20 protein-coding genes and 1 tRNA gene are annotated in these 22,923 nt (G+C 57.8%); 20 read left to right on the top strand and 1 reads right to left on the bottom strand.

All coding sequences use genetic code 11. The features are described 5' to 3' along the window. The 13 genes from ispE to BQ9843_RS08725 all read left to right on the top strand — a co-directional run bounded on the left by ispE (position 1) and on the right by BQ9843_RS08725 (position 14,670). Positions 1-894: a 4-(cytidine 5'-diphospho)-2-C-methyl-D-erythritol kinase gene (ispE, locus tag BQ9843_RS07340; RefSeq protein WP_075844485.1), complete on the top strand. Its 894-nt coding sequence runs from the start codon at positions 1-3 to the stop codon at positions 892-894. A 37-nt stretch (positions 895-931) separates the two neighbouring features. Then, positions 932-1,008, top strand: a tRNA-Pro gene (locus BQ9843_RS07335). Between the two features lie 156 nt (positions 1,009-1,164). Next, positions 1,165-2,526: an MATE family efflux transporter gene (locus BQ9843_RS07330; RefSeq protein WP_195906638.1), complete on the top strand. Its 1,362-nt coding sequence runs from the start codon at positions 1,165-1,167 to the stop codon at positions 2,524-2,526. A 165-nt stretch (positions 2,527-2,691) separates the two neighbouring features. Further along, positions 2,692-2,952: a Sec-independent protein translocase subunit TatA/TatB gene (locus BQ9843_RS07325; protein ID WP_075844483.1), complete on the top strand. Its 261-nt coding sequence runs from the start codon at positions 2,692-2,694 to the stop codon at positions 2,950-2,952. Positions 2,953-3,067: 115 nt separating this feature from the next. After that, positions 3,068-3,541, top strand: coding sequence for a transcription elongation factor GreA (gene greA, locus BQ9843_RS07320; protein ID WP_022386201.1), 474 nt, complete (start codon positions 3,068-3,070; stop codon positions 3,539-3,541). 81 nt (positions 3,542-3,622) lie between these two features. Then, positions 3,623-5,575: a lysine--tRNA ligase gene (lysS, locus tag BQ9843_RS07315; protein ID WP_075844482.1), complete on the top strand. Its 1,953-nt coding sequence runs from the start codon at positions 3,623-3,625 to the stop codon at positions 5,573-5,575. A gap of 194 nt (positions 5,576-5,769) precedes the next feature. After that, complete coding sequence (locus BQ9843_RS07310) at positions 5,770-7,362, top strand: threonine/serine exporter family protein (protein WP_230205636.1); 1,593 nt, start codon at positions 5,770-5,772, stop codon at positions 7,360-7,362. 195 nt (positions 7,363-7,557) lie between these two features. Then, on the top strand, positions 7,558-8,151 hold the full coding sequence (locus BQ9843_RS07305) for a DUF2798 domain-containing protein (RefSeq protein ID WP_075844481.1): 594 nt from the start codon (positions 7,558-7,560) through the stop codon (positions 8,149-8,151). A gap of 192 nt (positions 8,152-8,343) precedes the next feature. Beyond that, positions 8,344-10,980 carry an ATP-dependent Clp protease ATP-binding subunit gene (locus BQ9843_RS07300; protein WP_075844480.1) on the top strand — a complete coding sequence of 879 codons (2,637 nt, stop codon included), beginning with the start codon at positions 8,344-8,346 and terminating at the stop codon, positions 10,978-10,980. Between the two features lie 252 nt (positions 10,981-11,232). Beyond that, positions 11,233-12,294: a DNA integrity scanning diadenylate cyclase DisA gene (disA, locus tag BQ9843_RS07295; protein WP_040221146.1), complete on the top strand. Its 1,062-nt coding sequence runs from the start codon at positions 11,233-11,235 to the stop codon at positions 12,292-12,294. Between the two features lie 3 nt (positions 12,295-12,297). Continuing rightward, positions 12,298-13,044 carry a 2-C-methyl-D-erythritol 4-phosphate cytidylyltransferase gene (gene ispD / locus BQ9843_RS07290; RefSeq protein ID WP_040221144.1) on the top strand — a complete coding sequence of 249 codons (747 nt, stop codon included), beginning with the start codon at positions 12,298-12,300 and terminating at the stop codon, positions 13,042-13,044. Between the two features lie 162 nt (positions 13,045-13,206). After that, positions 13,207-14,496 (top strand): Nramp family divalent metal transporter, encoded by a 1,290-nt coding sequence (locus BQ9843_RS07285; protein ID WP_083647993.1) that lies wholly within the window; start codon positions 13,207-13,209, stop codon positions 14,494-14,496. A 12-nt stretch (positions 14,497-14,508) separates the two neighbouring features. Beyond that, positions 14,509-14,670 (top strand): hypothetical protein, encoded by a 162-nt coding sequence (locus tag BQ9843_RS08725; RefSeq protein WP_154665541.1) that lies wholly within the window; start codon positions 14,509-14,511, stop codon positions 14,668-14,670. Here the strand turns inward: BQ9843_RS08725 and BQ9843_RS07280 are convergent. Beyond that, positions 14,667-15,458, bottom strand: coding sequence for an IclR family transcriptional regulator (locus BQ9843_RS07280; protein ID WP_082218948.1), 792 nt, complete (start codon positions 15,456-15,458; stop codon positions 14,667-14,669). The genes BQ9843_RS08725 and BQ9843_RS07280 overlap by 4 nt on opposite strands. Positions 15,459-15,838: 380 nt before the next feature. Here BQ9843_RS07280 and BQ9843_RS07270 point away from each other — a divergent pair, with 380 nt between their 5' ends. From BQ9843_RS07270 to BQ9843_RS07235, 7 genes are all read left to right on the top strand, one after another. Then, entirely contained in the window at positions 15,839-17,350 is a 1,512-nt protein-coding gene (locus BQ9843_RS07270) for a UxaA family hydrolase (protein ID WP_022386191.1), read from the top strand. Between the two features lie 116 nt (positions 17,351-17,466). Then, the gene (locus BQ9843_RS07265; protein WP_022386190.1) at positions 17,467-18,258 is read left to right on the top strand and encodes an L-fucose dehydrogenase; all 792 of its coding nucleotides are present in this window, start codon (positions 17,467-17,469) and stop codon (positions 18,256-18,258) included. 36 nt (positions 18,259-18,294) lie between these two features. Beyond that, the gene (locus BQ9843_RS07260; RefSeq protein WP_075844478.1) at positions 18,295-19,560 is read left to right on the top strand and encodes an MFS transporter; all 1,266 of its coding nucleotides are present in this window, start codon (positions 18,295-18,297) and stop codon (positions 19,558-19,560) included. A gap of 5 nt (positions 19,561-19,565) precedes the next feature. Continuing rightward, entirely contained in the window at positions 19,566-20,360 is a 795-nt protein-coding gene (locus BQ9843_RS07255) for an amidohydrolase family protein (protein ID WP_075844477.1), read from the top strand. Positions 20,361-20,429: 69 nt separating this feature from the next. Then, positions 20,430-20,885: an RbsD/FucU family protein gene (locus BQ9843_RS07250; protein ID WP_040221141.1), complete on the top strand. Its 456-nt coding sequence runs from the start codon at positions 20,430-20,432 to the stop codon at positions 20,883-20,885. A 133-nt stretch (positions 20,886-21,018) separates the two neighbouring features. Beyond that, complete coding sequence (locus BQ9843_RS07245) at positions 21,019-21,897, top strand: dihydrodipicolinate synthase family protein (RefSeq protein WP_075844476.1); 879 nt, start codon at positions 21,019-21,021, stop codon at positions 21,895-21,897. A 323-nt stretch (positions 21,898-22,220) separates the two neighbouring features. Next, positions 22,221-22,923: hypothetical protein (locus tag BQ9843_RS07235; RefSeq protein WP_075844474.1), on the top strand; the 703-nt coding region annotated here is incomplete at its 3' end.

The following is a 22,923-nucleotide window of genomic DNA, read 5'->3' as shown; positions in this document are numbered from 1 at the left end:
ATGCCTTCTCTTTCGTTCACCGTGTCCGCGCTCGCAAAGGTCAATCTGTACTTGGGCGTGTACGCAACGAAAGATGAGCGCGGTTACCATCGCGTCGATTCGGTCATGGCGGCTGTCGGCCTGGGCGATACGGTGACGATTGCACCTGCAAAGGAGCTCTCGGTCACCATGGATCCCGCGGCGGATTTCCCCGTGGAGCAAAACAGCGCTTGGCGCGCCGCCGTCGAGCTCGGCCGTGCGTATGGCCGAGAGCCCTTGTTCGATATCCATATCGAAAAGCGCATTCCCATCCGCGCCGGCCTGGGCGGTCCCTCTACCGACGCTGCCGCAGCTCTGCGTGGCTTGTGCGCAGAATGGGATATCGACATTCATGATGAGCGCGTGGCTACCGTTGCGCGCAGCATCGGTGCCGATGTGCCGTTTTTCCTCTACGAATCGCCTGCATACCTCAGTGGCGCGGGCGACGTGATGGAGGAGACCTTCGACGCACTCGAGGGCGTGCCTGTGGCGCTTGTCCGCGCTTCTTCAAAGGGCGTTACGGCGCAGGAAGCCTACCGTGTCTTTGACGCAAATCCGCAGCCCGTGACTCCTATCGAGCCCATGCTTGAGGCCCTGCGCGCTGGCGACGAGCAAGGCGTGGTCGATGCACTTGCCAATAACTTGGCCCCTGCCGCGATGTCTATCGCGCCCGAGATTGTGGATGTGCTGGCGTGGATGCGTGAACAGCCAGGCGTGCGCGTGGCGGACGTTTCGGGTTCGGGTTCTTGCTGCTTTGCCCTGTGCGAGAACAAAGAGGCTGCTCAGAGCCTTGCGAACGCGGCTTTACGCGAGCGCGGATGGTGGTCATGTGCAACTCAGATGGAAAAGTCTGGATCGAATCTCATTGATTGCTAGCATTTGTCTCAATCTTTTGTTACTATAGCTTGGCTATCGGGTTGTGGCTCAGTTTGGTAGAGCACTGCGTTCGGGACGCAGGGGTCGCTGGTTCAAATCCAGTCAACCCGACCATTGCATTGAATAAGGGTCGCCTTTGGGCGACCCTTTTTCGTATGCGCGTTCGTGCTTCAATTTCAACCGCTTTGGAATTGAAGCAAGATGCGCGCCACTTTGCTTACGTGGAGTGCTAGCATATGACCGTTTGCAAGCAGAGTGTGAGGAATGCGTATGGCACTGGGCGTAAAAGTCGATATGACGCAGGGGTCCCTTTGGGACAAAATCGTTCTCTTCGCCATACCCGTTGCGCTTATGGCTTTCCTTCAACAACTTTTTAATGCTGCGGACGTTGCCGTGCTGGGACAGTTTGCGGGCACCAATGCCATGGCAGCCGTGGGCAGCTGCGGCGCCATGTGCAGCTTTGTGGTGAGTTTAGGTACGGGCATGAGCCTGGGTGCCAACGTGACCATTGCAACGAACATCGGGTCGGGCAGGATGGATGCCGTGCGTCGCGCTGTACACACCGCGATGCTTGCCGCAGTGGGCGGGGGCATTATCTTGGGCCTTGCGGGCGAGCTTGTGATTGAGCCTATCATGGCCGCGATGGGCATCAAGGATCCCGAGGTCGAGGCGATGGCGCTTCTCTACATGCGCATCTATCTTGCGGGACTTTCTATTCTGTTTCTGTATGACTTTGAAGCTGCCATCATGCGCAGCCAAGGTGACACACGCACACCGCTTATCGCGCTCGCTATTTCCGGTACGGTCAACGTGGGTCTCAACTTGCTTTTCGTGCTGGTTTTGGGCATGGACGTCGACGGCGTTGCATCGGCAACGGTAATCTCCAGCGCCGTGAGTTCGATCATTCTTTTATGGTGCCTGACGCACAGCGACTCCGTCATCCGTGTGAATCTGCGCGAGCTGGCAATCGACTGGCCCTCGCTCAAGCGCATTCTTATCGTCGGCCTGCCCGCAGGTATTCAAGGCGCGCTGTTTTCTGTGTCGAATGTCATCGTCCAGGCGGCCGTGAACAGTCTGGATACCGCTGTCATGGCGGGCAACTCCGCCGCAAACAATATCGACGCCTTCTCGTGGTATAGCCTCAACGCCTTTGGCCAAGCGTGCACCACGTTTGTGGGCCAAAACAATGGCGCCCTCCGTCACGATCGCTGCCTGCGTACCCTCAAGATCTGCTTTATCGAAGGCTATACGGCCTATGCGATCCTCACAACGATTCTGCTGCTCTTTAGCAGGCAACTGCTTTCGATCTTTAGCACCGACCCCGCGGTGATCGATGCCGGACAACTGCGCATTCATTTTATTTTGGCAACACACCTCTTTACGATGGTGGTCGAGATCATGTCTGGCTACTTGCGCGGATACGGCTGCTCGCTGCCGCCAACGATCATTGCCCTCATCTCCATCTGTGTCCTGCGCGTGCTGTGGGTTGCGTTTATCTTCTCTGCCGACCACACGTTGTTCACGCTGTTGATGGTCTACCCCGTGAGCGTTGCTGTGAACGCGTTGCTCACCATGGTGTTCACGTTCTTTATGCGCAATCACCTGGCACGCCCGGTGGCCGCGGCGGCCTAGCACCCATGCCATCCGGTTTCCCGTGCTTAATCCTAAAGCCGGTTGATAGGCCGCGCGTAATGTCGCGTGAAGAATCTGGTAGGGGAAATATGGGGCTGTTGTTCCGCAACGCCAAGCGCGGTATACTTCCATCTGCTTGTTTGCAAAACACTGGGAGGAAACCATATGTTCCCTAAGGGTATGGAATGGATCGTCATTCTCATCGTTGCACTGCTGATCTTTGGGCCTAAGAACCTCCCGAAGCTCGGCAAGTCCCTCGGCTCCACGGTCAAGAACATCCGTGAGGGTATGGAGAGCGACGAGGACTCCAAGGACGACGAGCCCGTTGTCGCCGAGGAAGACGCGGATGATGACGCTGAGATTCGCGAGCTCGAGGCCAAGCTCGCTGCCGCCAAGAAGAAGAAGGAAGACGGCGACGCTGAGTAATTTCCGCCCTGTTATCACGGGGTGATCTTCGACCGGCTTACCCCTAGGGCCAGCCGGTCTTTTCTGTGTATGGGTGGCGGATTTGCCACACGTGAGATGCAAGGAGTTTGTGCGCATGGATGCAAGCGAGATCGTACTGACAGCCGAAGGCCGCCAGAAGCTCATGGAGGAGCTCGCCTGGCGTGAGGGCGATAAGAGCAAGGAGATCATCGAGCACATCAAGGAAGCGCGCGCCTTTGGCGACCTTTCCGAGAACTCCGAGTACGATGCCGCTAAGGAAGAGCAGGCTAAGAATGCCGCCCGCATCGCCGAGATCCAGGCCATTCTTGCTAACGCTCAGGATGCTGGCACCTCTTTGCACGGCCTGACCGTCTCCATTGGCAGCATCGTTGCTTTGGTTGATGCCGACGGCGTTGCCACCGAGGTCACCCTCGTGGGTACTACCGAGACCAACGTGCTGGAGCACAAGATTTCCAACGAGTCTCCTGTGGGTCGTGCGATCATCGGCCATGCCGAGGGCGAGACCGTCGAGGTTGTCACCCCATCCGGCAAGACCCGTACTTACACCATCACCAAGATTTCCCGCTAAACCGCGGGCATCAGTATGTAATGGCTCCCGGGGGATACCGATCCTTTGGGAGCTTTTTCGCGTTATATAGGAGTGCAGCCGATGTCAGAGAATCAGACCGAAACCCCCGTTGCCGACACACTTAACGATGAGCGTGCCCGCCGCCTTGCCGACCGCGAGGCCCTGTATGCCGCTGGCCAGAACCCGTATCCCGAGCATTCTGATGTTGAGGATTACGTGGCCGACATCGAGGCCAAGTATGCCGATCTTGCCGATGGCGAGGACACAGCCGACGTCGTGAAGATCGGTGGCCGTGTTGTTGCCAAGCGCGGTCAGGGCAAGATTATGTTCGTCGTGCTGCGCGACCCGACGGGCGATATCCAGCTTTTCTGTCGTATCAATGATATGAACGAGGATGACTGGAAGCGCCTGCGTAAGCTCGATCTGGGCGATATCGTGGGCGTCGAGGGCGTTGTGGTTCGCACCCAGCGTGGCCAGCTCTCCGTGGCGCCTCGTTGCCTCACGCTTCTTGCCAAGGCCGTTCGTCCGCTGCCCGAGAAGTTCCACGGCCTTTCCGACAAGGAGACCCGTTATCGTCAGCGCTATGTCGACCTGATCGTGAACGAGGACGTGCGCGAGACCTTCCGTAAGCGTTCCGCCATCGTCTCTGCCTTCCGCCGCTACATGGAGGCCGACGGCTTCATGGAGGTTGAGACCCCGATTCTGCAGACCATCCAGGGAGGTGCCACGGCCAAGCCGTTCATCACGCATTTCAATGCGCTGAACCAGGAGAACTACCTGCGCATCGCTACCGAGCTGCACCTTAAGCGCCTGCTTGTGGGCGGCTTTGAGCGCGTGTTTGAGATTGGCCGCATCTTCCGTAATGAGGGCATGGACCTTACGCACAACCCCGAATTCACCACCATGGAGGCATACCGCGCCTTCTCTGACCTTGAGGGCATGAAGGAGCTGTGCGAGGGCGTTATCAAGGCTGCGAATGCCGCGGTGAACGATTCCGAGCAAATCGAGTACCAGGGTCAGACCATCGACCTTTCCGGTACCTGGCCGAGCCGTCCCATGTCCGATATCGTTTCCGACGTGCTGGGCTACAAGGTGACCATCGATACCCCCGCCGAGGAACTCGCTGCTGCTGCCCGCGAGCGCGGCATCGAGGTCAAGCCCGAATGGACGAGCGGCAAGCTCATTGCCGAGATTTATGACGAGCTGGGTGAGGAGACCATCGTCAACCCCACCTTTGTGTGCGATTACCCCATCGAGGTCAGCCCGCTCGCCAAGCGTTTTGAGGACGATCCGCGCTTGACGCATCGCTTTGAGCTGGTCATTGCCGGTCATGAGTACGCCAACGCCTTCTCCGAGCTCAACGATCCAGTCGACCAGGCGGAGCGCTTCCGCAAGCAGGTGGAAGAGAAGTTTGCCGGCGACGAAGAGGCCATGGAGTACGATGAGGACTACGTGCGTGCCCTTGAGTACGGCATGCCTCCTGCAGGCGGCATTGGCATTGGCATGGACCGCGTGATCATGCTGCTCACCAACTCCGCGAGCATCCGTGACGTCCTGCTGTTCCCGCACATGAAGCCCGAGGGCGGCTCCAAGGGCCCTAAGCCCGCCGCTGCTTCTGTCGAGGGCTCGTTTGTCGAGGCCCCGAAGGTCTCCACCATCGATTACTCCAAGGTCGTTGTGGAGCCGCTTTACGAGGACATGGTCGACTTCGATACCTTTATCAAGTCCGATTTCCGCGTGGTGAAGGTCAAGGCCTGCGAAGCGGTGAAGAAGAGCAAGAAGCTGCTGAGCTTTGTACTCGACGACGGCTCCGGCACCGATCGCGTTATCCTCTCCGGCATTCACGCCTACTACGAGCCCGAGGATCTGGTGGGCAAGACGCTCGTTGCCATTACTAACCTTCCTCCGCGCAAGATGATGGGTATCGACTCGTGCGGCATGCTCATCAGCGCTGTGCATGCCGAGGGCGATGAAGAGCGCCTGAATCTTCTGCAGCTCGATCCGAGCATCCCTGCAGGCGCCAAGCTCTGCTAGACGGGCACCAACTCGAAGTGAACGAGGCATTGACCCTGTGCGGTCGGTGCCTCGTTTTTTATGGCGGTGCCGGATGCGATGCAATTTGCTTGATAGGTGCAAAAGTTGAATCTGTCATGTATTTGGTCTAGGATGACGGCGGAAAACGAGAGCAGTCCTTTTGGATTACCCCCGCGGTGAAGGAAAGGATGCCCATGAAATATCAAGGCCAGAGTACAGATGAGCTTGAAGAGCCGGGGGAGTTTCTGGAGACTTTCGACCTTCTGGACGAAAACGACGACGAGCAGCCCGATCGTCGACCCCTAGAGCCTATGGAAGACTTTGATATCGTTTCTGAGGATACCGACGAGCAATGTGATGCGCATCGCACGGCGCAAGAAGCCCATGCTTCCGTATCCGCGCCGGTGCAGCCAACGATGAACGATAACTATCACCATGGCATGCGCGTACGCGCCCTGCACATGAAGACTGTTTGGCATGATGTCGTGACGGGGGAGGACGACCTCGCCGTCAGAGCCTCGCTCATGGACAAGTCGACGATTATCTGTCGCACGGGCATGCTTATGCTTTCAAGCGGTACGGGTGCCTGGCGCGTGAGGGACACCATGAACCGTGTGGCACAGGTGCTTGGCGTGACCATTCATGTCGACCTGAGCCTTCTTTCGTTTGAATGCACCTGCATCGAGGGGCATCACTGCTTTAGCGAGGTTGTGAGCCTTCCCACAACGGGGGTCAATACACATCGCATTTGGATGATGGAGAACTTCCTGCGCGAGATCGAGACCTATGGCCGCCGATTCACCGTGCGTGAGTATCATGAGATGCTCGAGACGGTCGAGCATTCCAAGCCGGACTACTCGGCGGCCCAACAGGGGCTTGCAGCGGGTTGCGCTTGTGGCGCCTTTGTCTTTTTGCTGGGCGGCGGCCCTGTCGAGATGTTTTGCGCCTTTGCAGGCGCCATGCTTGGAAATTATGTCCGCGCTTCCATGCTGAGCCGTAGGTTTGGCCAGTTCAGTGCACTGGGGGCGGGTGTCGCGGTGGCCTGCGTGACCTATCTGCTGGCTCTGCTGGGCTTGGCCCAGGTGATACCCAACGCGCTTGCCCACAAGGAGGGCTATATCGGAGCGATGCTCTTTGTCATTCCGGGGTTTCCGCTTATTACCGCGGGCCTCGACATCACGAAGCTGGACATGAGAAGCGGCATTGAGCGCCTGTCCTACGCTGTATCCATTATCTTGGTAGCAACCCTTGTTGGCTGGATGGTTGCGGAGTGCGTGGGGCTTTCTCCCGATGATTTTCAGCCGCTGGGCCTATCTCCGCTCGTATTGACGCTTTTGCGTATCGCGATGAGCTTTGTGGGTGTATTTGGCTTTTCTATCATGTTTAACAGCCCGGTGCGCATAGCGGCGACGGCGGGGTGTATCGGCGCTGTTTCGAACACACTGCGCTTGACGCTTGTCGATGCGCCGACGATTCTACCGATGCTGGGGCTGGCGTCTGGCATGCCTCCCGAGGCCGCGGCGTTCTTTGGGGCTTTGTGTTCGGGGCTTTTGGCGCACCTGGTTGAGATGAAGCTTACGTATCCGCGCATTTCTCTTACGGTTCCTTCGATTGTCATCATGGTGCCGGGGTTGTACCTGTACCGTGCCATGTATTACATGTGCATCTTCGATACCGGCAACATGCTCAGCTGGTTTGTGCGTGCCGTGCTGATCGTGGCGTTTTTGCCGGTTGGGCTGGGTGTCGCGCGTGCGCTGACCGATAAACGCTGGAGAATGACGAGCTGATGCGAAAGGCGTTCGAGGCGACGAGGGCGCTATATTTCACAAACTCTACGCTTACGAAGAGCCTCCTTTTCGTGCTAGCCTGAATGCAGGACATAAGTAGTCGCAGACGCATATAGGCGGGCGAGATGAAGTTTTAAAAGCTCCATCTCGCCCGCCTTTTTGTTGCGACAGCACAGAGAAAGGAATCGCCCTTACATGCCTACCAATAAACGAGAGAGCCTTCTGTTCACCTTTATCATGTGCTTTTGCATGGTCTTGTGGATGAGTATCTATAACGTCGCCTTGCAGCATGGCGTCATCAATGGAGAGGTCATCGCCGCAGCATGGCTCGGCTTCCCCCTCGCCTACATCTTTGCCATGTGCTGCGACTGGTTTGTTGCCAGCTCGCTTGCGAAGGGCTTCGCTTTTAAGTATTTGGTTACTCCCGGTAAGAGTTCGCCGCGTGCCATGACGCTTGCCGTGAGCTCTTGCATGGTGGTTCCCATGGTGATCATCATGTCGCTTTACGGTGCTTGCGAGGGCCTGTTCCATATGCCCGGCGGCCCGCTTGCTAACCTGAGCGTCCTGCCCATGATGTGGGCGATCAACATCCCGCGTAACTTTGTGATGGCGCTGCCGTGGAATCTGCTTGTTGCCGGTCCGCTTGCGCGCTTTGTCTTCCGTCGCGCATTCCCGCTGGGTACGGTTTTTGGCGAGCCTCACATGGAGCTTGTTTCCTTCCCGGGGGCTCCCGCCGCGCCCGAGGCTGCCGATGAGCCGGTGACGCCGATTGCCGCTGCCGAGGCATAAAAGGTAACGCTGTCTGCATTGCAACAGAGCAATTTGCCCAGAAAGCCACCCGCAAGGGTGGCTTTTTTTACGCTGCGAAAGATGAGCTATCGGATTCCGTTATCATTAATCATGGTATGGGTAAAGAACAACAAGCGCCGAGAACGGTGCTTGTTTATCGTTTATAACTTCTAGCACGTTAGAGGTTTGCATATGTTGGATAGATTCACCGACCGCGCCCGCAAGGTCATGTCGCTTGCAAAGCAAGAGGCGATCGATCTGAAGTCCACCAAGGTGGGCACCGAGCACCTGCTGCTTGCGCTTGCCAAGGAGGAGGACGGTATCGCCGCCGAGGCCCTGCGCGCCCTCGATATTTCCTATGACGACATCCTGGAGCAGCTCAAGGAGATTCGCACCACGGTTCCTGCCGAGGATGAGCCCGCCGAGGCGGCAAAGCTCGCTTTCACGCCGCTTGTGATCTCGGTGATGGAGCGGTCCTTCCGCTTGGCACGCGAGAACAACCAGACATATGTTTCGACCGAGCATCTGTTGCTGGCCATTGTCTCCGAGGGCAACGGCCTTGCGATGGATATCTTCCAGCGCCTGGGCGTGTCCGGTGCTTCTGTGCGCGCTTCGGTGGAAAGGCTTACGGCCAAAGACCAAGGCGGCAAGCGCCCCATGGCAGGTGCGGGCGCAGGACGCCCCGGTGCTGGTCTGCCCTTCTTCTCGGGCGAGGCAGGTATTGCCGGCGCCAAGATTGCCGGCGGTACGCTGGAGCAGTTTGCTATCAATCTTTGCCGCCGCGCTCGCGAGGGCAAGCTCGATCCGGTTATCGGCCGCGAGAAAGAGATCTCGCGCATGATGGAGATCCTTTCCCGTCGTACGAAGAACAACCCGCTTATTCTGGGCGATCCCGGCGTGGGCAAGACCGCCTTGGTGGAGGGTCTGGCGCAAGAGATCGTTGCCGGCAATGTGCCCGAAAACCTTCTCAACATGAATATCTGGGCGCTTGACCTGCCCGGTCTTGTGGCTGGTGCCAAGTATCGCGGCGAGTTCGAGGAACGTTTGAAAAACGTTATCGCCGAGTGCACCGAGTCCGATAACGCGATTCTGTTTATCGACGAGATGCATACCTTGATTGGTGCCGGTTCTGCCGAGGGCTCCATCGACGCGAGCTCTATGCTCAAGCCCGTGCTTGCACGCGGTGCCTTCCAGATCATCGGCGCCACCACCGCCGAGGAGTTTCGCAAGTACCTCACCAAAGACCCCGCGTTCGAGCGTCGTTTCCAGTCCATCGATGTGGAGGAGCCGAGCGTCGAGGATACGGTCACGATTCTAAAGGCTCTGGTGCCGCGCTATGAGGAGCATCATCACGTTCGTTATACGCCGGCTGCCATCGAAGCGGCGGCGAGCCTGTCGAACCGCTATATCCAAGATCGCTATCTGCCGGATAAGGCCATCGATCTTATCGACGAGGCCGGTGCCCGTGCGCGCATCGCGGCGAACCGCGCTCCGCAAGAAGTGCGCGATGCCGAGAAACGCGTAACCGAGCTCTCCGATGCTGTAGAGGCCGCCTCGAACGACGATGACATGAATCGTGCCGCCGAGCTCAAGCAGGACCAGCAGGCCGCCGAGATCGCCCTTGGCGAGGCTCGCGCCGCTTGGAACGCTCAGATGGATGCCGATCCGCTTGTGATCGATACCGCGCAGATTGCCGATATCGTCTCCATTACCTCGGGCGTACCCGTGAGTTCGCTTACCGAGAGCGAGTCGCGCCGCCTGCTGCAGTGCGAGAGCGTACTCAAAACGCGCATTATCGGTCAGGACGAGGCGGTTTCTGCTGTGGCCAAGGCTATTCGTCGCAGCCGTTCACCCCTTAAAGATCCGCGTCGTCCCGGCGGTTCGTTCATCTTCCTGGGCCCGACGGGTACCGGTAAGACCGAGCTTGCAAAGACGCTTGCCGAGTATCTGTTTGGCAGCAAGGACGCGCTCATCAGCTTTGACATGTCGGAGTTCGGCAGCGAGTTCGAGGTTTCCAAGCTCATTGGTAGCCCTCCGGGTTATGTGGGTCACGACGAGGGCGGCCAGCTTACCAAGGCTGTGCGTCGCCATCCGTACTCGGTCGTGCTGTTCGACGAGGTCGAAAAGGCGCACCCCGACATCTTCAACATCTTGCTGCAGGTGCTCGAGGAGGGCCGCCTTACCGACGGCCAGGGCAAGACGGTCGACTTCCGCAACACCGTGGTTATCATGACGTCCAACGTGGGCGCTCGTGAGATCGCGCAGGAGTCCAACGTTGGCTTTGGCACTACAGGCGAGAACGGTCTGAGCTCGGGTGAGATTCGCAGCCGCGCAATGGGCGAGCTCAAGCGTCTGTTCCGTCCCGAGTTCCTCAACCGCATCGACGATATCGTGGTGTTCCAGAAGCTGACAGGCGAGGACCTGAAGAGCATCGCTCAGCTGCTTGTGGACGATCTGCGTCAGCGTCTGATTGCCAACGGCATGAACATCGAGCTTACCGATGCCGCTATCGATAAGATTGTGGCAGAGGGAACCGATCTTACCAACGGCGCGCGTCCGTTGCGTCGCGCCATTCAGCGCCTTATCGAAGATCCGCTTTCGGAGGAGCTGCTGGCAGGCGAGTGGGGCGAAGGCGACACCGTGCTGTGCGACGTGGCGGACGAGAAGTTCGTCTTTAGCCATGGCACGGGAGAGATTCCCGCGCCGCGCGCGTTGGACGCTCTGGGCAGCAGCGCGGTTGCAGCGCCGCACACGTCTGGTGCTGCGCCGAGCACGGGCGTGACCGCTGGTCCCGGAGGCATGATGCAGACGGGCTCCGGTGCCCATTAGCCATCCGCTCCTTATGAGACAGGCCTCGAGGAAGTACTTCCTCGAGGCCTGTTTTTTGCGGTAGGAAATGGTTTGGCGCCTGTCCTCGCTCCGTACCCTGGACCCATGCCGCATGCTTTTGAGAAGAAAAGCATGGTATTTGTGGGTGGCAGTAGGGCAGCGACGGCATTCGTGTAAAAATAGGCTCGTGTGCCGGAATCGCCATCCGGCGCAAGCTCTATAGCACTTCTGCCGGAACATGGAGGCGGACTATTGGATAACGAGACGTTTAAGCCAACGCTGAAAGACGCGATTCGTCTGACGGCACCGGGACAACCGCTGCGCACTGCACTCGACATGATTATCGCAGGCCATCTGGGCGCTCTTATTTGCGTGGGTGACTCTGAAAACGTGCTCAATGCGGGCAACGACGGTTTTCCGCTTAACATCTCGTTTACCTCAAACCGCCTGTTCGAGCTTTCCAAGATGGACGGCGCCATCGTTATCGACGGCGACCTTACGCAGATTCTGCGCGCAAACTTCCATCTCAATCCCGATCCTTCACTTGCAACGAGTGAGACGGGCATGCGCCACCGTACGGCGGCGCGTATGTCTATCCTCACCGACTCGATTGTCATCTCCGTGTCTGAGCGTCGCGCCGTGGTAAACGTCTACGTGCATGGCAAGTCGTATCAGATCGAGCCTATCCCCGACCTTATGGGTTCGGTGAGCCAGCTGGTGGGTACGCTGCAGACCACGCGCAGCTCGCTTGATCGTTCGTTGCTGCGCTTGACGGCGCTGGAGCTGGATGACTACGTGACCCTTGCAGACATCACCGGCATTTTCTCGAGCTTCGAAATCTTGCAGCAGGCAAAGCAGGAGCTGGAGATTTGCATCGAAAAGCTGGGCACGCGCGGCAAGCTCGTGCGCATGCAGCTCGAGCAGCTTGCAGGCGATACCATCGATACCGAGTACGACCTGATGATTCGTGACTATGCGTCCGAGTCTTCCGAGGAAAACGCGCGTGCCATTCGCAAACGTTTTGCCGAGATGTCTGCGTCCGACCTTTCCAACCCCAAGCGCGTTGCCGAGGTTTTGGGTTTTGATGACTTGGACGAGGACTCGGTTATGACTCCGCTGGGTCTGCGTACGCTTTCGCGCGTCTCTGTGGTGCGCGACGGCGTTGCCGAGAAGATCGTGGACGAGTACGGTTCGCTGCAGGAGTTGATGGGCGACATCAAAAAGGACCCGGAGCGCTTGGGCGACTTTGGTGTCAACAACCCGGCGATTCTTGCCGATTCGCTCGCACGTATGCATGGCAAGCGGGAGGGCTAGAAGATGAGTTCGGTATGTGCGGTGGTCGTGGCCGGCGGCTGTGGTGCTCGCTTTGGAAACCCCGGTGGCAAGCAGCTGGTAAACGTTGCCGGAAAGCCGCTGATGACCTGGTCCATTAGGGCGTTTGATCGTTCTGCGTTTGTGAGCCACATTGTGGTGGTGTGCCCGGCCGAGAAGATGGACGAGATGCGCCGCCAGGCGATTGACCCCTACAACTTTGCCACGCCCATCACCTTTGCCGAGGCCGGCAAGACGCGTCAGGATTCTACGCGCTCCGGTGTCGAGGCCGTTCCCGCGGGCTACGAGTACGTGGCTATCCACGATGCGGCGCGCCCGCTTATCACGGCCGAGGTTATCGACCGCGCTATTTGCTCGCTGCGCTGCGAGTCGGGAGTCGACGGCGTGGTGTGCGGTCAGGCGGCAATCGACACGCTCAAGGTCGTTGATGGCAATCGCATTGTGGAGACGCCCCCGCGTAGCCGTTATTGGGCTGCGCAGACGCCGCAGATCTTCGCACTCGAGACCATGCGCCGTGCTCACGCTGCGGCATTGGCCGATGGCTTTGTGGGTACCGATGATTCTTCGCTCGTGGAACGCATAGGTGGTCGCGTGCTGTGCGTCGACAGCCCGCGCGACAACCTTAAGGTGACGGTCCCCGAGGACCTGCGCCCGGTTACGGCCATTCTCCTGGGCCGCATGAGCGATGCCGACGCCATGCAAAACACCGGCATCCTCACCCCACTCCCTTAAAATGTGACAAAAAGACGACAGGTTTATTTTGTCACATTTTCATATCTCTTTCACATTTATAGGTTTGCGCGCCCACAGCGTGATTGATATCGCTTGATATAGCTTGACAACGAGGGTTGCATCGCTATAAGTTAACCATAGCTAATAATAAAGCGAGGACCTATGAATCAAACGCCATCATCAACCTCAAAAATACGCGGCCAATTGCATCGACGCCTGTTTGGGACGCGCCACACCGGACACACCGGAGGGCTCGACATATTGCGAGCGATTGGCCCCGGCCTGCTCGTAACGGTAGGTTTTATTGATCCCGGAAACTGGGCGTCGAATATGGCTGCCGGCTCCCAATTTGGCTATAGCCTCCTGTGGGTTGTGACCCTGTCGACAATCATGCTCATCGTTTTGCAGCACAATGCCGCGCATCTGGGAATCGTGACAGGCGAGTGCCTGGCCGAATCGGTAACGCGCCATATGCCACGCTTTCTTTCTAGGTTTGTGCTGCTCACGGCCCTTGCTGCATCGGTTGCGACAGCCATGGCCGAGATACTTGGCGGAGCCATTGCCCTGCAGATGCTTTTGGGCTTGCCACTGCGAGCGGGCGCGGTCGTTGTGGCCGCCGTATCGCTCGTCATGCTTCTTACCAATTCGTACATGCGTGTCGAGCGCTGGATTATCGGCTTTGTATCGCTGATTGGGTTGTCCTTTTTATTCGAGATTGCTCTTGTGCATGTGGATTGGGCGAGCGCTGCGGCGGGCTGGGTTGCGCCCACGGTCCCGGTGGGTTCGCCGGCCATTATCGTGTCGGTTTTGGGCGCCGTCGTGATGCCGCATAACCTCTTTTTGCATTCCGAGATCATTCAAAGCCAGTGCATCAATGAGCGCGGGGACGACGCGATTGCCAAGCGTTTGAGAAGCGAGTTTGTCGACACACTCTTTTCCATGGTGGTGGGATGGGCCATCAACAGCGCTATGGTGTTGCTGGCGGCTTCGGTATTTTGGAACGCTGGCACGCTGGTGACCGATCTTGCGCAGGCGGCATGCACGCTCGAGCCCATACTGGGCGCTGCTTCTTCAACGGTGTTTGCGCTCGCGTTGCTCTTTGCGGGTGTGTCTTCGTCCATCACTGCCGGTATGGCAGCGGGGACCATCTCTGCAGGTCTTGCAGGTGAGCCCTACGATGTGCGCGACCGGCACAGCTCGATTGGCGTTGTGTGCACGTTTTTGCTGGCGACCGCTTCGATATTCTTCGTCCAAGACGCCTTCCAGGGGCTTGTGTGGAGCCAGGTGCTTTTATCTTTGCAGCTGCCTATCACAGTTTTTGTCCAGATATGGCTTACGAGCTCCCCGCGCGTTATGGGAAAGTACGCAAACAGCGCCGCACTAAAGGCAACGTTGATGGTCATTGCGCTTATCGTCACGGTTCTCAACGCGGTGCTCCTATTGGGGGCGTGAAGGAGGCCGGGCGTGACGGCGGCCGCAGTGCCTGGGGTGGCGGAATCGGGCAAGGCGGCGTTAACTGTTCTGCCGGTGCTGCCGCGCACTGCGGGGCGAACGGTAGAAAAGGGACGCCGAATGGCAAAAGGTGACAAAATAAACCTGTCGACTTTTTGTCACCTTTTGATTTAGGAGAGAACCGCTTCGAGATAGGTGGTGGCGTCTTCGAGGAGCTGGGTGAGCTCAGCGGATTTTTCGATTGTAAGACGATACGACGGCACGGAGATGCCGATGCCGTAATGAATCTGGCCGTCAACGTGCACGGGCGCGGCGATGCACTCGATCGAATCGGTCATTTCGCCTCGGTCGTGAGCGATGCCCTCCTGGCGCACGACCTGCAGATCTTCCCATAGGTCTTCAAAAGTGGCGTGCGTGCGCGGGGTGTAGAGATGAAAATCATCGCCCAGCAACGCATGCAGCTCGTCGTGTTCGTGTTCGCATACGAGCGCTTTTCCAATGGCCGTGCAATGGATGGGGAGCGCTCGACCGATAGCGGAGAACAGACGCACGGGCTGCGGCGAGTCGACCTTTGCGATATAGAGCACTTTGTCGCCCGAAAGGATTCCCGCCTGGCATGTTTCGCCACAGGCATGAACGATGCGTTGGAGCTGCGACGACAAAACGCTTACGGCGTCCTTGCCGCGCACGTAAGCTTTGCCTGCAAGATATGTTTTGAACCCGATGCGATAGTGATTTGAGGTTTCGTCGAAGCAGATGTAGCCTTCCTCCGCCATGGTGTGGATTATGGGAAAGAGACTGCTCTTGGGCGCCTGGAGCGTGCGACAGATTTCTGCCATGGTAAGGCCATCGTCCGAGTGCGAAAGCACATCGAGGATATTGAGCACGCGTTGCGTTGAACGATGTGGGGCATCGGTATTCTTCGTGGGCATAGTCACCATTTCCTTATCGCTATCAGCCATATGACGGACCAGAAGCAAGTTTAGTCATTCGTATTTACGAATTGAGCGCGAAATGCGGAATACATGAGTGAACGGTCTTATTAATCAAGCTCGATATAAGACAAAACGGAGCGTTATAGCAGTCAAAGAAGTGCTGTCTGGGCTATATCAATAACCACTTGACTTCAAAACGTTCGTATATAGGACCGCCGTTCGCGGAGAATAAAGCTCCGTTTACTTGAATTAAGAAAAAAAATGACGATATTCGTACTTGATAAGAGTTCGGAATTAGAACAGTAAGTTCCGATATACGAACACTCATCAATGCCGATGCGCATGGAGTATGTAACGGATGCACTACGATGTTAGACAGCCGTGGTCTAACGAGAGAAAGGCAGCCAATGAGGAATGGCGTTATTATCGACGATCGCGATAACGTGGTCGTAGCTATCTACCCGCTTCATGCCGGCGATGAGGTGACATACGCCCTGCCCGGAGGGGAGAGCGGCCATGTAGTAGCCAACCAAGATGTGCCCCTGTTTCATAAAGTGGCACGTCAGGATATCAAGGCAGGCCAGGCGGTTGTCAAATACGGCGAGTTCATTGGCCAGGCAACGTGCGATATCAAAGCAGGCGACCACGTGCATGTTCACAACTGCGCAAGCAGCGACGCGCTAAAAGACGCGGTCGATGTTGACGCCGATGTGCAGAACGAGGCGGCGCGTCCTTCGGCTCCCGTGGCGTGCACCCGCACCTTTATGGGCTATCGTCGCAGCGACGGTCGCGTGGGCATTCGTAATCACGTCTTGATTCTGCCAACAAGCATCTGCGCATCCGATACGACCGAGCGCATTGCTCGTGCGGTCGAGGGATGCGTTACGTTCCATAACCAAAACGGTTGCTCTCAGGTCGATGCAGATCAGCAGCTGACTGTGGATACCCTGGCAGGACTTGCTTCCAACCCAAATATTCATTCTGTGCTGGCAGTGTCGTTGGGCTGCGAAGGCTGCCAAAACGACCTGGTTGTCGATGCGATTCGTAAACGTACGAACAAGCGAATCGAGACGCTCATCATCCAGCAAGTGGGCGGATCGATCAAAGCTGTCGAGGAGGGCACGAGGCTCGCGCGCGAGCTGGTGCGCGAGGCCTCGTTGGAGGTGCGCACCGAGTGCGGTATCGACGAGCTGATCTTTGGTACCAATTGCGGCGGCTCGGACACCTCGAGCGGCCTTGGCTCCAATCCCTTGATTGGTGAGGTTTCCGATTGGATGGTTTCGCAGGGCGCCACGACGGTCTTGTGCGAGACCCCCGAGCTGTTTGGCGGCGAGCACATTTTGGCGCGTCGCGCCGCCACGAAGGAGATCGGTGACCAGCTGCTGAAGATCGTCTACGACTACGAGGCGTATGTTCAGAAATTCGGCGCCGAGATGCGCGAGGGCAATCCGAGCCCTGGCAACATGGCAGGCGGCCTCACCACGCTTGAGGAGAAGTCTCTCGGCTGCATTCATAAGGCAGGTCACAGTACTATCAACGCGGTGTATCCGTACGCCGCGCAGCTCGATGCGCACAAGGGCCTTGTTGTCATGGATACGCCAGGCAACGATCCTTCGTCCGTGGGCGGCATTATTGCAGGCGGCTGCCAGCTCGTGGTCTTCTCTACTGGCCTGGGTACGCCCACGGGTAACGCAATCGCTCCCGTGCTGCGCCTGACCGCCAACGGTCGCACGGCAAAAACGATGGCCGACAACATCGACTTCGATGCTCAGGCCACCATCTATGGTCCGCAGACCATGGAGGAGCTGCGCGATCAGCTGATCGATCAGATCATTCGCGTTTGCAACGGCGAACCCACGTGCGCCGAGGCACTTGGTTACACGGAGACGGCGCTGCCCCACCTGTGCAACTACATGTAGGACATGTCGCGGCATAGCCGCGTGGTCACATAGTCGGTTTTGGTTCTTACATGCTGATATAGGACGGCATGAGACAGATGCGCTGCAGGGTGCGGCGCAACAAGGAGGTTTTAGAAATGGATTTGCATCTCGAGGGCAAGGTCGTTTTCGTCACTGGCGGTTTCAAGGGTATCGGTAAAGGCATCGCGCTGCAGCTCGCTCGCGAGGGTGCTATCCCCGTGGTCCTGAACCGCAAGGACGGTGTCGAGGACGAGTTCCGCGCCGAGATTTCCGAGATCACCAAGACGTTTGAGATGTACTACATCGACCTCAACGACACCGATGCCATCAAGCCCATCGTCGAGGAGGTCTACAAGAAGTATGGTCACATCGACGGCGTGGTGAACAACGCTGGCCGTAACGACAACCTGGAGCTTGAGACCACGAGCTGGCAGGACTTCGAGAAGTCCCTGCACGGTAACCTCACGCACTACTTCGAGCTCGTCCACGAGACCTGCCCGTACCTCAAGGAGTCCAAGGGCTCCATCGTGAACATCGCCTCCAAGGTCGCCCTCACCGGCCAGGGCAAGACGACGGCCTACGCCGCCGCCAAGGGCGCCATTCTCGGCCTCACCCGTGAGTGGGCCGCAGCCCTCGTCCACGACTCCGTGCGTGTCAACGCCATCGTCGTCGCCGAGGCTTGGACGCCGCTGTACGCCAACTGGATCAAGACCTTCGGTGACGAGGAGGCCCAGCAGAAGCGCCTGTCCCTCATCACTGACCGCATCCCGCTGGAGCATCGCATGACCTCCACCGAGGAGATTGCCGACACCACCTGCTTCCTGCTTTCCGATCGTTCCAGCCACACCACCGGCCAGTGGTGCAACGTCGACGGCGGTTACGTCAACCTCGACCGCGCTCTGGACTAACTACGTATAGTAGCCACTAAAGAAGAAGGCTGGTTTATGACTGCTTCTAGCAAAAAGGGTTCGTCGAAGGGCTCGGCGGCCACGGTTGCCATCGTCCTTGTGACCTCACTTTTCTTTGTATGGGGCCTGACCATGAACTTGGTCAACGCCCTCAACAGCCCGATGGCCAACTACCTCGAGCTTTCTGGTACCGAGGCGAGCCTGCTACAGGTTGCCTACTATGGTGCCTATTTCGTGATGGCAATTCCCGCCTCGATCGTGGCAAAGCAGTTTGGCTACAAGGGCGGCGTCGTCATGGGCCTCGCGCTTTTCGTGCTGGGTTCGCTCATCACGGTGCCCGCCACCAATGCCGCATCCTACGGCATCTTTCTTCTTGCCATGTTCGTGATTGCAGCTGGCGCCTCTACCCTGGAGACCAACTGCAACCCCTACATCACCAAGCTGGGTGACGAGAAGCACGAGTCCATGCGTCTGAACCTGGCCCAGTCCTTTAACGGCGTGGGCAATATCGTGGGTCCGCTTATCCTCTCGCAATTCCTGGGCTCTACCGTCGCTGCTGGCGACCCGGGTTTTGCCGCTGCCAAGCTGGCGTTTCTTTCTAGCATGCGCGGCATGTACATCGTTATCGCCGTCGTGCTTGCCGTTGTTCTTGCCGTGTTTGTTTTCGTCAAGCTCCCAACGCCTCCGGGCGATGAGGAAGAAGCGAACGGCAATGCCGAGAAGGTCTCGATCGGCTCTATGCTCAAGCGTCCCTACTTTGCCCTGGGCGTCTTGGCCGAGTTCATCTTCATCGGCCTGCAGGTTGCCGGCATGTCGCTGTTCTCTAGCTTTGCCATGCAGCAGTGGCCGGGCATGACGGCTGGCACCGCCGCAGCATACCTCTCGATCTTGTCGCTGCTCTTTACCGTGGGACGCTTCGTGTCCACCCCGATCATGGCAAAGGTCGAGCCCGGTAAGCTTCTGGGCATCTACATGACCGCCTCCGCCATCCTGTTCTTCGTAGCGTTTTTGGGACTGGGCCCGGTGTCCGTTGTCGCGATGATCGTCTCGTACCTGTTTGTCTCCATTGGCTATCCCATGGTCTTTTCGCTCACGCTGACTGGCTTTAAGGGTTCCGCTGTCAAGACCGGTTCTTCTGCGCTCGTCATGTCCATTGTGGGCGCAGCCTTGATCCCGCTGCTCATGAGCGCTATCGCCGATGCCGCCGGCATCAACGTTGCTCTGCTTGTGGCGGTTCCGGGATTCCTGTACGTTGCATGGTACGGTCTTTTTGGCTGCAAGATCGGTTTGGAAAGGAAGTAGCCACTATGGCTCTTAAAGTAATCGATTCGCACTTCCATGTGTGGAACCTGGATACCCAAGACCTCCCCTGGCTTGAGGGTACCGACGGCACCATCACGCATACCTATACCCTCAAGGACCTTGAAGCAGAGTATGCGCGCCAGGCAGGCGTCGAGTTTGTGGGCGGCGTGTACGTTGAGGTCGATTGCGCCGACCATGAGGCCGAGGACAAGATCGCGTATGACATCAAGTCTGCCGATCCCAAGATGCTAGCCTGCATGCTTCGCAGCGATGTTTCGCCCTGGATGCGTGTCCCGGCCTTTGCCGCGGGCATTCGCGAGCCGCTTCATATCGACTCGGAGCTTAAGGGTCGCTGCCTCGAGCCCAGCTTTATCGATGGTTTGCATGCAATGGCTGCCAAGGGTTTGCCTTTCGAGTCCTGCAACCGCGTTAATGAGCTCGAAGACGCCTATGAGGCTTTTGCCCAGGCTCCCGAGGAGACCGTCATCCTCAACCACCTTGGCAATGTGGAGGAACTCTCCGATGAGTACAAGGCCGTCATGAAGAAGATGGCGAGCCTGCCCAACCTCTACCTTAAGGTTTCGGGCTTCCCGACGGCAGATAAGAAGTTCGTCTCCGACCTTCTTAAGTTCACGCGTGAGACCTTTGATTCTGATAAGCTGCTTTATGCGTCTAACTGGCCGGTTGTGAAGCTTTACTCGACGTTTGACGAGCACTTCAGCGTTTTGCGCGATGAGTTTGGCGACGACGAGGACTTCTTCATGAACAACGCCGTGCGCGCCTACGGCCTCAAGCTCTAGTTGTTTTTCCTGCGCGTTGCGCAAGGCAGCGCGCAGGTTCTTTTGGATATCGAGAAAAGGGAAACGAGCATGCTTAAAGGTATCTCGCCAATTCTTCCTCCCGAGCTCCTTTCCATCATGTGCGAGATGGGGCATGGAGACACGCTCGTAATCGCCGATGGCAATTTTCCTGCGGCATCGATTGCCCAGGGGAATCGTCTTGTGCGTTGCGACGGACATGGGGTGCCCGAGATTCTCGAGGCTATTTTGAAGCTCTATCCGCTCGATCAGTATGTCGAGAAACCTGTCACGTTGATGGATGTTGTGCCGGGCGATGACTGCGCGACTCCAATTTGGGATACGTATGCCGAGCTTATCTCGAAGGTCGACGAGCGCGGCCGTGACGCTATCGGCACCATTGATCGCTTCCCGTTTTACGACGAGGCCAAGAAGGCCTATGCCGTGATCGCGACTAGCGAGAGAGCTCAGTACGCAAACATCATCCTGCAAAAGGGCGTGGTGTTTGAAAACGAGCAGATCGATTAGAGACCGATCGAATAACCCATATATATGACGAAGCCCGCGAGCCGCTTTCCCGCGAAGGCGGGTTTCGTGTTTACCCGTTAGATTACGTTAGGATTTGTGCGATAGCGCCTGTCCGGGAAAGTGAGATGCAAACATGTTTGAAGGCGTTTTTTGCCCGACGATCACTATTACGGATGATGAGGGAAAAATCGATTTCGACCTGTGGGGCAAGCATCTTGACCATCTTGCCGATGCGGGCATGAATGGCGTGCTGCTGTTTGGAAGCATCGGCGAGTTTTACAGCGTGAGCCTCGACCAGAAGAAGGAGGCTCTGAAGTTCGCTGTGGACCGTGTTGCCGGCCGCATGAAGGTCTTTGCTGGAGTGGGCGATACGACGTATTCCAACGTCCTCGATTTCACGCGCTATGCTGAGGAAGTGGGCGCCGACGCCGTGCTCGCGGTCTCCCCGTATTATTTTGGCCCGACCGACCTTACCGCTGAGGTTTACTTTGGCGGTATCGCCAAGGTGACGAAGCTGCCCGTGATCCTCTACAATTTCCCGGCGCGCACGGGTACCGATCTTAGCCCCGAGCTGGTGGCGCGTCTGGCGTCGCAGTACCCCAACATCTGCGGCATCAAGGACACCGTGGATACCATCAGCCATACGCGCAAAGTTATTCGTGCCGCTCGCGCTGTGAACCCGGAGTTCACCGTATTCTCCGGTTTTGACGAATACTACCTGGTCAATCGCGTGTCGGGTGGCAATGGCGTCCTTAGCGGTCTTACCAATGTCGAGCCCGAGACGTTCGTGCGCATGCATCGTGCTTACCAGGAGGGCGACTATGCTACGGCCGTGGAGGCCGCCGAGCGCATTTCGCACCTCATGGCTGTCTATGACGTGTGCGATCTGTTTATCTCTTCGATTAAGGTTGCCGTTATGGTCAAGGGCCTGCCCGTATCGACCAAGGTGTTCGAGCCTGCCGTGCAGGCAACGCCGGAGCAGGTGGAGCGCATTCGCGAGCTGCTGGCTTAAGGCGCCAATCGGGTACGGGTGCAGACCGGTATTGCGTTGAGCGCATACGGGACTTGGACGAGCGCCAAAGTGTATTCGATATCCTCTTTCTGGGGGCACGCATCGGCAAGATGCGTGCCCTTTTTTATGCTTGTACGTGCGTAACCTGTGGAGACGCGAGTTTGCCCGCGGGTTTTGGCATCAACATGCGTAAACTTGCACAGGCTGCCGGGAACGGCAAAGGCAGCGTGGCAAAAACGGGTCGGAAGGCCGCCACGCCGCAGGTAAGCGACCAGATATGGTTGCATGATTGAAAAGCGCATCTAGAGCGCGGGAGGAGACACATGTCCGAGAACGAGAACATGGAACTGGACGAGACGATGGATATGGTCGAGCAGGCTGAGGTTGAGGCCGAGGTTGCTACGACTGAGGATGCAGATGTTGAGGCCGCCCCGGCCGACGCTGAGGTTGCCGAGGACGACGAGGTTGTCGAGGCTGCCGAGGGCCAGACTGCTCCCGAGGATCTGGATGACAAGCTGTTTGATAAGGTGAACCGTGCTGCTCGCCTGCTGCGTAACCGTCGCGGTGCTCTGGCTCAGGAGGCCGAGGCCGAGGCCGATCGCCGTCGCGATCTGCAGCGTGCCCTTAAGCTCCTGGAGCTCAAGCCCAAGATGGAGCAGAAGGAGATGGCTGAGCTCATGGGCATGGGCCTTCGCGACCTCAACGCCATTCTTGCCGAGGCCGAGAAGCTCGACATCGTTGCTCGTATCGAGCCCGAAGAGCCCGATATGCGCAAGGTCGTTGTTATGGCGAGCGAGGATGCCGAGGAGCTGATCGCTGCTCAGGCCAAGAAGCGCAAGAAGCTCGTTCCGCAGATTTCTGCCGATAGCGTCGAGCAGCTGCTTGCTCTGCTTGATCAGGTTATCGATCCGCTGGTCGAGATGGGCCTGGACGACGACCGTGGTCCGCGAGGCGGCCGTGACGATCGTCGTGGCGGCGACCGCAGCCACGGCAGCCATGGCGCTCCCCGCATGGGCTTCAGCGGTG

This window comes from Collinsella bouchesdurhonensis (genome assembly GCF_900155365.1).
In the GTDB taxonomy this organism is placed as follows: domain Bacteria; phylum Actinomycetota; class Coriobacteriia; order Coriobacteriales; family Coriobacteriaceae; genus Collinsella; species Collinsella bouchesdurhonensis.
Note: the sequence above shows the minus strand (reverse complement) of the source record. Positions and strands in the feature narration are given on the sequence as shown.

What these genes read in the sequence shown, in the direction of transcription:
- ispE (WP_075844485.1), top strand. Translation starts at nt 1, where the DNA reads ATGCCTTCTCTTTCGTTCACCGTGTCCGCGCTCGCAAAGGTCAATCTG.
- BQ9843_RS07330 (WP_195906638.1), top strand. Translation starts at nt 1,165, where the DNA reads ATGGCACTGGGCGTAAAAGTCGATATGACGCAGGGGTCCCTTTGGGAC.
- BQ9843_RS07325 (WP_075844483.1), top strand. Translation starts at nt 2,692, where the DNA reads ATGTTCCCTAAGGGTATGGAATGGATCGTCATTCTCATCGTTGCACTG.
- greA (WP_022386201.1), top strand. Translation starts at nt 3,068, where the DNA reads ATGGATGCAAGCGAGATCGTACTGACAGCCGAAGGCCGCCAGAAGCTC.
- lysS (WP_075844482.1), top strand. Translation starts at nt 3,623, where the DNA reads ATGTCAGAGAATCAGACCGAAACCCCCGTTGCCGACACACTTAACGAT.
- BQ9843_RS07310 (WP_230205636.1), top strand. Translation starts at nt 5,770, where the DNA reads ATGAAATATCAAGGCCAGAGTACAGATGAGCTTGAAGAGCCGGGGGAG.
- BQ9843_RS07305 (WP_075844481.1), top strand. Translation starts at nt 7,558, where the DNA reads ATGCCTACCAATAAACGAGAGAGCCTTCTGTTCACCTTTATCATGTGC.
- BQ9843_RS07300 (WP_075844480.1), top strand. Translation starts at nt 8,344, where the DNA reads ATGTTGGATAGATTCACCGACCGCGCCCGCAAGGTCATGTCGCTTGCA.
- ispD (WP_040221144.1), top strand. Translation starts at nt 12,298, where the DNA reads ATGAGTTCGGTATGTGCGGTGGTCGTGGCCGGCGGCTGTGGTGCTCGC.
- BQ9843_RS07285 (WP_083647993.1), top strand. Translation starts at nt 13,207, where the DNA reads ATGAATCAAACGCCATCATCAACCTCAAAAATACGCGGCCAATTGCAT.
- BQ9843_RS07280 (WP_082218948.1), bottom strand. Translation starts at nt 15,458, where the DNA reads ATGGCTGATAGCGATAAGGAAATGGTGACTATGCCCACGAAGAATACC.
- BQ9843_RS07270 (WP_022386191.1), top strand. Translation starts at nt 15,839, where the DNA reads ATGAGGAATGGCGTTATTATCGACGATCGCGATAACGTGGTCGTAGCT.
- BQ9843_RS07265 (WP_022386190.1), top strand. Translation starts at nt 17,467, where the DNA reads ATGGATTTGCATCTCGAGGGCAAGGTCGTTTTCGTCACTGGCGGTTTC.
- BQ9843_RS07260 (WP_075844478.1), top strand. Translation starts at nt 18,295, where the DNA reads ATGACTGCTTCTAGCAAAAAGGGTTCGTCGAAGGGCTCGGCGGCCACG.
- BQ9843_RS07255 (WP_075844477.1), top strand. Translation starts at nt 19,566, where the DNA reads ATGGCTCTTAAAGTAATCGATTCGCACTTCCATGTGTGGAACCTGGAT.
- BQ9843_RS07250 (WP_040221141.1), top strand. Translation starts at nt 20,430, where the DNA reads ATGCTTAAAGGTATCTCGCCAATTCTTCCTCCCGAGCTCCTTTCCATC.
- BQ9843_RS07245 (WP_075844476.1), top strand. Translation starts at nt 21,019, where the DNA reads ATGTTTGAAGGCGTTTTTTGCCCGACGATCACTATTACGGATGATGAG.